This window comes from Sphingomonas yabuuchiae (genome assembly GCF_001477495.1).
Lineage (GTDB): Bacteria > Pseudomonadota > Alphaproteobacteria > Sphingomonadales > Sphingomonadaceae > Sphingomonas > Sphingomonas yabuuchiae_A.
Genome location: NZ_LDTF01000106.1, coordinates 1 through 11,622, shown reverse-complemented (window position 1 = coordinate 11,622; position 11,622 = coordinate 1). Strand labels below are relative to the sequence as shown.

General features: G+C 67.4%; 14 protein-coding genes. 7 read left to right on the top strand and 7 right to left on the bottom strand.

Features of this window, described 5'->3' with window-relative positions; all coding sequences use genetic code 11:
* Positions 1-157: 157 nt before the first annotated feature.
* Genes NS355_RS16460 through NS355_RS16450 form a run of 3 tightly spaced genes read left to right on the top strand, consistent with a single transcriptional unit; the run spans position 158 to position 2,778 of the window.
* A complete protein-coding gene (locus NS355_RS16460; RefSeq protein WP_058746674.1) occupies positions 158-868 on the top strand; it encodes a c-type cytochrome in 711 nt (236 codons plus the stop codon).
* On the top strand, positions 849-1,916 hold the full coding sequence (locus NS355_RS16455) for an NAD(P)H-dependent flavin oxidoreductase (protein ID WP_275934734.1): 1,068 nt from the start codon (positions 849-851) through the stop codon (positions 1,914-1,916). Before NS355_RS16460 ends, NS355_RS16455 begins: the two co-directional genes overlap by 20 nt.
* A 43-nt stretch (positions 1,917-1,959) precedes the next feature.
* Positions 1,960-2,778 carry a shikimate 5-dehydrogenase gene (locus NS355_RS16450; protein WP_058746673.1) on the top strand — a complete coding sequence of 273 codons (819 nt, stop codon included), beginning with the start codon at positions 1,960-1,962 and terminating at the stop codon, positions 2,776-2,778.
* Between the two features lie 129 nt (positions 2,779-2,907).
* On the opposite strand, the gene NS355_RS16445 is transcribed toward NS355_RS16450, so the two are convergent.
* A complete protein-coding gene (locus NS355_RS16445) occupies positions 2,908-3,309 on the bottom strand; it encodes an EVE domain-containing protein (RefSeq protein ID WP_058746672.1) in 402 nt (133 codons plus the stop codon).
* Positions 3,310-3,448: 139 nt separating this feature from the next.
* Between NS355_RS16445 and NS355_RS16440 the strand changes: the two genes are divergently transcribed.
* The gene (locus NS355_RS16440; protein WP_058746671.1) at positions 3,449-3,841 is read left to right on the top strand and encodes a hypothetical protein; all 393 of its coding nucleotides are present in this window, start codon (positions 3,449-3,451) and stop codon (positions 3,839-3,841) included.
* 90 nt (positions 3,842-3,931) lie between these two features.
* Positions 3,932-4,216, top strand: coding sequence for a DUF3297 family protein (locus NS355_RS16435; RefSeq protein WP_058746670.1), 285 nt, complete (start codon positions 3,932-3,934; stop codon positions 4,214-4,216).
* Positions 4,217-4,393: 177 nt separating this feature from the next.
* Here the strand turns inward: NS355_RS16435 and NS355_RS16430 are convergent, their stop codons facing one another.
* The 4 genes from NS355_RS16430 to lipB all read right to left on the bottom strand — a co-directional run bounded on the left by NS355_RS16430 (position 4,394) and on the right by lipB (position 8,397).
* The gene (locus NS355_RS16430; protein ID WP_058746669.1) at positions 4,394-6,256 is read right to left on the bottom strand and encodes an ABC-F family ATP-binding cassette domain-containing protein; all 1,863 of its coding nucleotides are present in this window, start codon (positions 6,254-6,256) and stop codon (positions 4,394-4,396) included.
* 166 nt (positions 6,257-6,422) lie between these two features.
* Positions 6,423-7,133: a hypothetical protein gene (locus NS355_RS16425; protein WP_058746668.1), complete on the bottom strand. Its 711-nt coding sequence runs from the start codon at positions 7,131-7,133 to the stop codon at positions 6,423-6,425.
* A 247-nt stretch (positions 7,134-7,380) separates the two neighbouring features.
* Positions 7,381-7,653, bottom strand: coding sequence for a hypothetical protein (locus NS355_RS16420; protein ID WP_042484220.1), 273 nt, complete (start codon positions 7,651-7,653; stop codon positions 7,381-7,383).
* Between the two features lie 90 nt (positions 7,654-7,743).
* A complete protein-coding gene (gene lipB / locus NS355_RS16415; RefSeq protein ID WP_058746667.1) occupies positions 7,744-8,397 on the bottom strand; it encodes a lipoyl(octanoyl) transferase LipB in 654 nt (217 codons plus the stop codon).
* A gap of 151 nt (positions 8,398-8,548) precedes the next feature.
* Here lipB and NS355_RS16410 point away from each other — a divergent pair, with 151 nt between their 5' ends.
* Both NS355_RS16410 and NS355_RS16405 read left to right on the top strand, forming a co-directional pair.
* A complete protein-coding gene (locus NS355_RS16410) occupies positions 8,549-9,400 on the top strand; it encodes a hypothetical protein (protein WP_153008264.1) in 852 nt (283 codons plus the stop codon).
* 16 nt (positions 9,401-9,416) lie between these two features.
* Entirely contained in the window at positions 9,417-10,163 is a 747-nt protein-coding gene (locus tag NS355_RS16405; RefSeq protein WP_058746665.1) for a hypothetical protein, read from the top strand.
* Here NS355_RS16405 and NS355_RS16400 read toward each other — a convergent pair.
* The gene (locus tag NS355_RS16400) at positions 10,147-10,740 is read right to left on the bottom strand and encodes a GNAT family N-acetyltransferase (RefSeq protein WP_058746664.1); all 594 of its coding nucleotides are present in this window, start codon (positions 10,738-10,740) and stop codon (positions 10,147-10,149) included. The genes NS355_RS16405 and NS355_RS16400 overlap by 17 nt on opposite strands.
* 4 nt (positions 10,741-10,744) lie before the next feature.
* Positions 10,745-11,605, bottom strand: a complete 861-nt coding sequence (hemF, locus tag NS355_RS16395; RefSeq protein ID WP_058746663.1) for an oxygen-dependent coproporphyrinogen oxidase — start codon at positions 11,603-11,605, stop codon at positions 10,745-10,747.
* Positions 11,606-11,622 lie beyond the last annotated feature (17 nt).

Here is an 11,622-nt window from a genome sequence, read left to right as displayed (position 1 = left end):
CCTCTACGATGGGGCGGGCGGGGGCGGCGTAATTCTCCATGACGCTGCGGCGTAGAGCCCCCATGCCGCACGATCAAGGGAAGCAGAACTTGCCGTTCGCGAAAGCCGCACCTAAGGTTCGCGTTCAGGAGAGATATTGGCGGGGCAGCGAAACGCGATGGACCTAAAGACCAATACGATCGCGGGATGGGTGCTGGGTGCGGCAGGCACGGCATTGGGCCTTTCGATCGTCGGCGGCATGATCTTCCACGAAGAGCGCCCCGAGAAAATGGGCTATGCGATCGAAGGCGTGGAAGCGGAAGGCGCGGGCGGCGGTGCCGCCGAGGTGCCGATCGCCTCGTTGCTGCCCACCGCCGACGCAGCCAAGGGGGCCGAAGTCTTCAAGAAATGCGCCGCATGCCACACCATCAACCAGGGTGGCGCGAACGGCATCGGCCCCAATCTCTATGCGACGATGGGCGAAGCCATTGCACAGGGTAAGGCGGGCTTCGCCTTTTCCGACGCGTTGAAGGCGGTCGGCGGCAAATGGGACTGGGACAAGATGAATGCGTGGCTGACCTCGCCGCGCAAATTCGCGCCCGGCACCAAGATGACCTTTGCCGGGCTGTCCAATCCGCAGGACCGCGCGAACGTGATCCTGTATCTCAACCAGCAGGGATCGAACCTGCCGCTTCCGGCGGCTCCGGCCGCCAAGGCGGAACCGGCGGCGGGCGATGCCCCCGCCAATGGTGCGGACGCGGCGGTCAACAAGGTCGAGGAGGATCCGCGCGCCGACACCGGATCGATCGCCAATACCGGCACGCCCGCCAAGGGCGCGCCTTCGGTCGATCCGCAAGCCGCGGTGGAAGGTGCCAAGGCCCCGCGCTGATGCCGATGCGCGGGATCGGCTGACCCTCGACGTTCCGATCCTGCAGGCGCCGATGGCGGGGGTGTCGACTCCCGCCATGGCGGCGGCGGTGAATGCGGGCGGCGGTCTGGGCGGAATTGCACTCGGCGCGGGTGACGCCGACGCGGCCGCCCGAATGATTGCCGAGACGCGCGAGCGGACCGAGCGGCCGTTCAACGTCAACCTCTTCGTCCACGCCCCGCCCATGCCCGATCCGGTGCGCGAGGCGGCCTGGTGCGAGGCGCTTCGCCCCGCCTTCGCAGCGTTCGAAGCACAGCCGCCCGACACGCTGCGGACGATCTATCGGAGCTTTGCCCAGGACGATGCGATGCTGGCGCTGCTGGTCGAAGTGAAACCGGCGGTGGTCGGCTTTCACTTCGGCCTGCCCGACGGTACGCGCGTCGCCGCGTTGAAAAAGGCGGGATGCCTGTTGCTGGCGAGTGTGACCTCGCTGGCCGAGGCGCAGGCCGCCGAGCGGGCCGGGATCGATATGCTGGTGGCGCAGGGCTATGAAGCGGGCGGCCATCGTGGGGTCTTCGATCCCCATGCGGCGGACGACCGCCTGGGGACGCTGGCGCTGACCCGGTTGCTGGCGATGCGGACGCGGGTGCCGGTGATCGCGGCGGGCGGGATCATGGACGGTGCGGGCGTCGCGGCGGCCCTGGCGCTGGGCGCGGTGGCGGCGCAGTTGGGAACGGCCTTCATCGCCTGTCCCGAGAGCGCGGCCGATGCGGCGTATCGCGCGGCGCTGATGGGTGAGGGGGCCGCGCTTACGGTGATGACCCGCGCGATTTCGGGGCGTCCGGCGCGGTGCCTGCCCAATCGCTTCACCCTGCTGGGCGAGACCCTGACGGCGGCGGTGCCGGATTATCCGATCGCCTATGATGCGGGGAAAGCGTTGAACGCCGCCGCCAAGGTGCGGGGAGAGGGCGGTTACGGCGCGCAATGGGCAGGGCAGGGGGCGCCTCTGGCCCGTGCCCTGCCCGCAGCGGACCTGGTTCGGGCGATCGCGGCAGAGATGCGGGGATAGGCCAAGGGATGCACTTGCAACGACACTCCGCTAAACCCGTGACATGACCAGCAAACCTCCCATCGGTCGCGATACGCGGCTCTGCATGTCGCTGTCGGCGCGGCCCGGCAATTTCGGGTCGCGTTTCCACAACCGGCTCTATGAGCTGACCGGGCTCGATTATGTCTACAAGTCGTTCAGCACGACCGACCTGGCGGCGGCGGTGGGCGGGATCCGGGCGCTGAACATCCGGGGCTGCGCGATCTCGATGCCGTTCAAGGAAGCGGTGATCCCGCTGCTGGACGGGCTGGCCGGGTCGGCGGCGGCGATCGACAGCGTGAATACCATCGTCAACGATGACGGGCGGCTGACCGGCTACAACACCGACTATGCCGCCGTGGTCGAGCTGATCGCCGATATCGATCCCGCCACGCCCTTTGTCCTGCGAGGCTCCGGCGGCATGGCCAAGGCGGTGGCTGCGGCCTTGCGCGATTCGGGTTTCGCGAACGGCACCATCGTCGCGCGCAACGAACCGCTGGGGCGCCAATTGGCGGGGCTTTACGGGTTCGGCTGGTCGGCGGAACCGGTCGAGGGCGCGCCGCTGTTGATCAACGTCACGCCGATCGGCATGACCGGCGGCAACGAGGATCAGCTCGCCTTCCCGGAGGCGATGATCGAAGCGGCCGACATCGCCTTCGACGTGGTGCAATATCCGCCCGAGACGCGATTCCTGTCTACGGCACGCGGGCTGGGCAAGCGGGTGATCACCGGCACCCAGGTCGCGACCATCCAGGCGCTGGAGCAGTTCGTGCTCTATACCGGCGTCCGCCCTACGCCGGAGCAGGTGCAGGAGGCGGCGGATTACGCCCGGAGCTTGGGCTGATCCTCCCCGGGACGGGGAGGGGGACCATCCGCAGGATGGTGGAGGGGGCGTGCCGCAGGGGGTGTCCTTCGTGGAAGCCCCCCTCCGTCAGCGCTGCACGCTGCCACCTCCCCGTACCGGGGAGGACGTTCAGAGTCCCGCCATCGTCATCAGCACCGCCCATTCGGCCTCGCCGACCGGCGACACCGACAGCCGCGACTGACGCAGCATCGGCAAGGCGGTGAGTCTGGTCTCGGCCTTCATCGCCGCCAGCGTGACGGGGCGGGGCAGCGGTCGGTCGGGGACGATCTCGACCGAAACCCAGCGCCCGTCATCGCCATCGGCCTTGGCGGAGCGATTGATCGTCGCGATGCCGACCGCCGCCTTGTCCTTGCCGCTGTGATAGAAAAGCGCCGAGTCGCCCGGCTGCATCGCCCGCAGATGCCCGGCGGCGGCGGCGTTGCGCACGCCGTCCCATTCGGTCCGCCCGTCGCGGACCAAATCGCCCCAGCCATAGCTTTCCGGCTCCGACTTCAGCAGCCAACATGCCATTTCCGCTTGTCCTCCTGAACCGTGCCTAAACGCCACATTCCGTGTCCATTCAGCCCGATAGTGGCAGGGAAGGCAACACGGACGCCGCCTGCGCGTTTTGCGATCAGCGGACCGGGCGTATCAGTATCGGAGGTTCGGTATGAACGGAGTTTGGAAGAAACTGGGACTGGGCCTCGCCTTGGGCGCCACCGCGCTGACGGCGGCGGCTCCGGCCGAGGCGCAGCGTTGGGGCCGTGGCTGGGGTGGCGGCTATGGCGGCTATTATCACCGCGATCGCGGTGATGCGGCCGCCGGCGCGTTGATCGGCGGCATTGTCGGCCTGGGCATCGGTGCAGCCATCGCGAGCAGCAACCAGCCGCGCTATGTCGATCGCGGCTATTATTACAATCGGGGCTATGACCCCTATTATGCACCGCCGCCCCCGCCGCCGGTGTATCAATATGAGTATCGCAGCTATACGCCGCGCTGCTGGAACGACTGGCGCTGGGACCCCTATTGGGGCCGCAACGTGCAGGTGCGGGTCTGTAACTAAGGCCTTGGCGGCGTCGGGAGCGATCCCGGCGCCGTTTTTCTTGGAGCCCCTGCTTGGCAGCGCCCCCGAGTCGACGTTAAGGCCACGAGCATGACCGATACCGTTCCCGATCGCCTGTCCACCAACCCGGACAGCCCCTATTTCGACCAGGACCTCCTCTCGCGTGGGGTCGGCATCCGCTTCAAGGGCAATGAGCGCCGCGACGTCGAGGAGTATTGCATTTCCGAAGGCTGGATTCGCGTCGCACTGGGCAAGAAGGTCGACCGCCATGGCCGCCCGCTGACCCTGAAGCTGAATGGCGAGGTCGAGGCGTGGATCGAGAATCCGGCCGATGGCGCGGATGCCGCCGAGGGTTCGGAAGAAACCCAGGCTTAACTGTCGGCCGTACCCCGGCGAAGGCCGGGGTCCAGGCGCGATGTGCGGGCGGTGGCCTCCCACGCGGTGGTTAGCGTACCACCTGCGTTATAGAAACTGGACCCCGGCCTTCGCCGGGGAACAAGTGGGTTTTGAGGGATAAGCTAGCCCCGCTCCGACCTCGCCCAGACGTACGGCTCACGCCGCCTCCATCGCCTCGCCCGCTTCCATCCAGCGCGACTCCGCCTCGGCCAGCTTGTCGACCACCTCCGCGCGGCGCTTGTTCAACTCCCCCATCGACAGTTTCGCGTGACGCGGCTCGGCCGAGGCCGGGTCGTTCATCGCCTTGTCCAGTGCGTCGCGCTCGCGGGTCAGCTTGGCCATCTCGTCCTCGATGCCGCGCAACGTCTTCTTCATCGCGTTGAAGCGTTCGCGCTGCTCGGCCGAGGCTTTCTTGTTCGCCGCGCGGTCCGCCTTGGACGCGGCGTCGCCCTGGCCTGCATCGCCCTTCAGGACGAAGGCGATATAGTCGTCGAGCGACCCGTCGAACTCCTTGGCGGTGCCATTGTCGACCAGGACCAGCCGGTCCGCCGTCATCTCCAGCATGTGGCGATCATGGCTGACCAGCACGACCGTGCCCTTGTACATGTTGAGCGCCTGGACCAGCGCCTCGCGCGCGTCGACGTCCAAATGGTTGGTCGGCTCGTCGAGGATCAGCATGTGCGGCGCGTCGCGGGTGATCAGCGCCAATGCCAGACGCGCGCGTTCGCCGCCCGACAGCTTGCCGACCTTTGTCGTCGCCTTGTCGCCCGAAAAGCCGAACCGGCCCAGCTGTCCGCGCACCGCCGCCGGGGTCGCGCCGCGCATGATGCGCGTCATATGCTCCAGCGGCGTATCGTCGGTGTCGAGTTCCTCGACCTGATACTGGGTGAAATAGCCGACCCGCATCTTGCCCGACGCGTTCATGTCGCCTTCCATCGGCGTCAGCTGCGCGGCGAGCAGGCGGGCCAGCGTCGTCTTGCCGTTGCCGTTGCGACCCAGCAGCGCGATCCGGTCGTCCGGGTCGATGCGCAGGTTCAGCCGCTTCAGAATCGGGGTTTCGGCATAACCGACGCTTGCCAGATCCAGCGTGATCAGCGGCGGGCGCAGCTGGTCGGGATCGGGAAAGTCGAAGGACAGCGACGGGTCGTTCGCCATCTCGGCGATGGGCTGCATCTTGGACAGCATCTTGGCGCGGCTCTGCGCCTGCTTGGCGGTCGAGGCGCGGGCCGAGTTGCGCGCGATATAGTCCTGCAACTTGGCGCGTTGCGCGTCCTGATTCGCCTTGGCGGCGGCGAGCTGCGCCATCCGCTCGGCCCGCTGGCGCTCGAACGAGTCGTAACCGCCCGGATAGAGCGTCACCTTGCCGCCCTGGAGGTGCAGGATATGGTCGACGACGTTGTTCAGGAAGTCGCGCTCGTGGCTGACCAGCAGAATCGTCGCGCGATAGGATTTGAGGAAATCCTCCAGCCACATCACCGCTTCGAGGTCGAGGTGGTTCGACGGTTCGTCGAGCAGCAGCACATCGGGCGCCGAGAAGAGCAGCGCGGCCAGTGCCACGCGCATCTTCCACCCGCCGGAATAGCTGGACAGCGGCCGCGCCTGCATCGCCTCGTCGAAGCCCAGGCCTTGCAGGATGCTGGAGGCGCGGGCGGGCGCGGTATAGGCGTCGATCGCGATCAGCCGCTCATAGATATCACCCAGCTTTTCGGGATCGCTCTCGGTCTCGCTGCGCTCCATCAGCTCGGCGCGCTCGATATCGGCGGCCAGCACCGTCTCGAACGGGGTCGCGGTGCCGTCGGGCGCTTCCTGCGCGATATAGCCGAGCTTGGCGCCCTTGGGCATTTCGCACGCACCGTCATCGGCTTCCAGCTGTCCTGCGATCACGCGGACGAGCGTCGACTTGCCCGCGCCGTTACGACCGATCAGGCCGACCCGGCTGCCGGGGGGGAGTGCGGCGGATGCACCGTCGAGGATCGTGCGGCCGCCCAGGCGCACGGTGATGCTGTTCAGATTGAGCATGGCGCGCGCCTAGCAAATTTCGGCGCGGAAGGGGAGAGGCGGTTTCATCCTCCCCGGCACGGGGAGGGGGATCATCCGCAGGATGGTGGAGGGGGCGTTCCTAGCAGAAGCCCCCTCCGTCAGCGCATTCGCGGTGCCACCTCCCCGTGGCGGGGAGGATTGTGGATTAGCGTGCCGCGATCGCGGTCGCGCCTGCGGGCGGCCAGTTCTGGACACCGCATTTCTTGACGACCCATTCCGCCTTCTTGTTCCAGCATAGCGCGTCCAGGCGCGGCATGGTGGCGGCGATATGCTGCTCGCGGCCGATATAGCGCGGGAAGCGCTGTTCGCCGTACGGAACCAGGCTGTTGCGCAACTCGCGCATCCGGTCGACCGCCAGCTCCGCCAGATGGCCGCGCGGAGTGAACACCGCCTGATGCAGGATCGACGCCGCCGTCGTGCAGAAACCCAGCTGTCCCGATACCGACGAGAAACTGGCATAGGTGCGCGTGCCATATTGGTCGAGCGCGTCCTGTCCGGCCTTCACCGTCTTGTTCTGCCGCTTGAAATAGGCGCCCAGCGTGTCGAACGCGCCCTTCAGCTCGGCCTCGTGATCCTTCAACGTCGCGTTATAGTTGGAGACGGTCGTCAGCATCGGTTCGAACTGGCATTGCAGCGCGGCGACGTTGAGCGCGGCGCGCATGTTCCATAGCAATCCCGCGCGCAATTCCGCCGGGGTCGCGCCGGGCAGCGGCTGGCCGATGCCGGGTTCGTCGCCCTGAACGGGCTTTCCCTGGAAATTATAGGGCTGCAGGAAGAATTGCGCCGATGCGGGCGCCGCGGCACCCATCCCCCAAAACGCCACGCCAGCTACCAGCGCGGTACGCACCACTTTCATTGTGTTCCGATCCTTCCCCCGTAGGGCCTTCGAGCGTCCCGAAACATAACGCTTTCCGGCTTTTTTCCCAAACGGAATTACGCCCGTACGGCAATCGTTCATGCCAGGCCGGTCGTTACGGAATTATAGCGAAATCCGGGGTTTGCGCGGCCCGGCGGGTTGCTGCGCCGGCTTGGGTCCAGCCCATGAAAAAGGGGCCGCCCGGTCGCCCGGACGGCCCCCTTCGTCGGGATGACCCCGACGATGATTACATCGCGTTGGTCGCGTTGGTCATCATCGTGTCGTTGGCCATCATCATGTCGTTCGACATGGTGGTGTCGTTGGCCATCATGCCACCGTTCATGGTGCCGTCGACGGCGGTCATGTTGTCGGTGGCGGTGTCCATGCCTTCCGAAGCGTTCATTTCGGTGGTCATGTTCGCGTCGGTGGTGTTCTCGGTCTTCGAGCCGCAAGCCGAAACCGCGAGCGCCGCGCCGGCGATGATCGAGCCCGTCAGGACCTTGGAGATGATTGCACGCATTGGAAGCTCCCTTGATATTATGGATTTGGAACGGCTTGCTGGCCCTATTACCCAAATCGGGGTGGACATTAATCGGATACCGCCTGGTCCTCAAGCCTCGTTTTGTCGCACCGCACCGAGATCGTTGAGGAAAGCCGGAAAGCTGAACGCAAGCGCCTCGTCAAAGGTTTCCAACGACTTGACGCCATTCAACGCAAAAAGGCTGGTGACCGGGAATTCCGGCAGGCCGCAGGGCACGATCCCGCCGAAATGCGAAAGATCGGGCGCGACGTTGATCGCAAAGCCGTGCAGCGTCACCCAGCGACGCACGCGCACACCGATCGCGCCGACCTTGGCCTCCGGGCCGCCGTCGCGGGTCCAGATGCCGACCCGCCCCTCGGCGCGGAAGGCGTTGACCCCCAGCCGCCCCAGCGCCGCGATCAGCCAGTCCTCCAGCGTATGGACGAAATGCCGCACGTCGCGCCCGCGCTTGTTCAGGTCGAGGACCAGATAGCCGGTGCGCTGGCCGGGACCATGATAGGTGTATTTGCCGCCACGTCCGGTCTGGAATACCGGGAAACGGGGATCGACCAGCTCGACCGGATCGGCGCTGGTCCCGGCGGTATAGACGGGCGGATGCTCGAGCAGCCAGACGAGTTCGCGCGCCTCGCCCGCCACGACGGCGGCGGCGCGCGCCTCCATCTCGGCGAGCGACTGGTCATAGGGGGTCAGGCCCGGACTGATCCGCCATTCGATATCGGGCATGTCGGGGATATGGGTCACGATCCCCCGTCCTTGCGCCCGGCCCGCCGCCGATGCAAGCGGCGTGGGCCAGCGCGGCGCGATGGCTTTGCATCCGGCAATCGTTTAGGCAGGCGCGAACAGGCGGACGGGGTGGGCCGCCAAGGGAGGTAGCATGACCGTCAGGATCGGAACGGTGTGGGACAGCACGCAACAGGTGCTGGCGGGCAGGGCCGGGATGATGGCGCCATTCGCCCTGATCGGCTTCGTTCTGCCCGGCGTGCTGCAGATCCTGCTGCTGCCGTCCACACCCGGCCATTCGCCCATGGGGGCGGCGGGGTTGGGGCTGACGATCCTGTCCGCGCTTCTGGGCATCTGGGCGCAGCTGGCGATCATGGCGCTGGCGACCCATCCGGCCACGACCAGCGCCGACGCGTCGCGGGCGGGCCTTCGCCGGATCTGGCCGGTGCTGGGCGTCGCGCTGGTGATCGGTTTCGCCTTTGCGCTGGTCGTGCTGGTGATGATCGTCGTGCTGGGCTTGTCGCATTTCGACTTCACCGCCGCGATCGCCGCCAATGGCGATCCGTCCAAATTGCCGCCGATGAGCGGCGGCGCGGCGCTGTTCCTGGTTCTCTACGGTCTGACCGTCATGGTGGCGTCGCTGTGGCTCGCCGCGCGGTTGATGCTGACCTATGCCGTGGTGTTGAACGAACGACGCGGGCTGGGTGCGATCCGTCGCTCCATCGCGCTGACGCGGGGGCTGACCTGGCGGCTGATCGGCGTGTTCCTGCTGTTCGGGATCGTCATGCTGGTCGCGATGCTGGCGGTGCAGGGCGTCACCGGCGCGGCCCTCCGCCTGATCCTGGGCGCGGATCAGGCGCTGACCGCGGTCCGGCTGGCGGCGCTGCTGGGATCGGTGGTCAGCGCCGGGTTCATGACGCTGGCCTATGTCTTCGTCGCGCGGCTGTACGTCGCGACGGCGGGTGAGCAGGCGCATCGTGAAGAGGTCGGTTCGCCGTCCCTGTGATGAAACGAGCCTATCGATGAAACTGGATGTCGTTGCCGCCCTGCGGGATGCGTGGGCCCTGTTCCGCCGCGATCGCGCGCTGCTGATCCGCCTGTCCGCCCCCTTCCTGTTCTGGCCCGCCTTTGCCCTGGGGCTGCTGGTGCCCGCGCCCCCGCTGCCCGAGACCGAGGGCGGCGAGGCGACCGCACGGGCCATGGCCTGGGTCGATTCGGTCGGGACCTGGGCGGGCCATTATGGCGGCTGGTATTTCGCCAGCTATGCGGTCGGCTTGATCGGGACGGCGGCGATCCTGGCGCTGACGCTCAGCGGCCCGGTCACGGTCGGCGAGGCGCTGGGCCGCGCGATGCGGATGGCGCCGCGCTTCCTGCTGGCGATGATTCTCGTCGCGCTGCCGGTGGGGGCGGGAATGCTGCTCTACATTCTGCCGGGGCTCTATGTCGCCGGGCGGTTGCTGCTGGTCGGCCCGGTGCTGTTCGCCGAGCGGCGGATGCCCGCCATGGCGGCGCTGGCCCGTTCGGTATCGCTGACGCGAGGTGCGGGCCTGTCGATGGCGGCGCTGGCATCCTGCACCTATCTGGGCGGCATGATCGCAGCGCAGCCCTTCCTGGCGCTGATCGACCTGGTGCAGGCCGACGGCGCGGGCAATCCGGTGGCGGTCGCGCTGCTCCAGGCCGGATCGGCGGCGGTGGCGATGGCGGCGGGGCTCGCCCAGGCGCTGGTGTCGGTCGCGGCCTATCGCCGACTGGTCAATCGCGCGGGCTGAGCCGGGGGATCTGCGGCGCGGCGTCCTCGGGCAGCACGCCCAGCGCCCGTGGGTCGAGGAACGTCTCGATCGCCCGCGACACGGCCACGAAGCCCTGATTGCGATAGAAATTGAGCGCGGACGGGTGGTCGAGCGTGCAGGTGTGCACCCAGACCCGCTCGACCCGCGCCGTCCAGGCGCGCATCAGTGCCTGCGCCATCAGCCAGCGGCCATGGCCTTGCCCCGCCAGTTCGGGGATCAGCCCGAAATAGCCGATCTCGCACTCTCCGGGCTTGCGATGGTCGAGTTCGAGCAGCCCGATCTCGATCCCCGCCCGGTCGGTGACGGCGAAGACCGAGACGGCGGGGTCGTGGATGATCGCGGTCAGCGTCGCATCGTCCATCACCAGCCGCGAGAACCACAGCCAGGGCGCGCCCACGCGCTGGAACAGCATGCGATACTTGGCCGGATCGGGCCTGGCCCAGGCGACCAGCTGTAGCGGCGAGCCGGGCATGGGACGCGGCCGTGGCCGTTCGCGCATCTCCAGCGTGGTGACGATGGTCGCGATCTCGGCAGGGTCGACGGGGATCAGCGCCACCGGCTTATTCCCACGTCGCCAGCGGCGGCAGGCTCATCAGGATCGCATCGATATTGCCGCCGGTCTTCAGCCCGAACAGCGTGCCCCGGTCATAGACCAGGTTGAATTCGGCATAGCGTCCGCGCCACGCCAGCATCTGCGCGCGGTCGGCGTCGGTTGAGGGCAGGCCCATGCGCCGCCGGACAATGCGCGGGTAGATATCCAGGAACGCCTCGCCGACATCGCGGGTGAAGGCGAAATGGGCGTCGAAATCGCCCTCCAGATGATCGTAGAAGATGCCGCCCACGCCGCGATGAACCTGGCGATGCGGGATGTAGAAATAGTCGTCGGCCCAGGCCTTGAACCGGGGGTAATGCTCCGGGTCGTGCGCGTCGCACGCGGCCTTCAGCCGGGCATGGAAGTCGGCGGTGTCTTCCTCGATGGGCAGCGGCGGATTGAGGTCTGCGCCGCCACCGAACCAGCGCTTGGTGGTGGTGAGGAAGCGGGTATTCATATGGACGGCGGGCACATGCGGATTGGCCATATGCGCGACCAGGCTGATCCCCGTCGCCACGAAACGCGGATCGTCGCCCGCGCCGTGGATGGTCTTGGCGAACGGCCCCTCGAACGTGCCGCCGACGGTGGAGACGTTGACGCCGACCTTTTCGAAGACCCGGCCCTTCATCACCCCGCGCACGCCGCCGCCGCCGGGCTCGCCGCTCGGATCGGCACGGTCCCAGGCGGTGTACTGGAAGGTGGCGTCCGACCCGGCCTCACGCTCGATCGCCTCGAATTCGGCGCAGATCCGGTCGCGCAGGGACTCGAACCAGAGGCGGGCGGCGTCCTGCTCGGCGTCGAGCGCGATGTCGGGGGTGCGGCTGTTCATCGCGCGGCGTTCTGGGC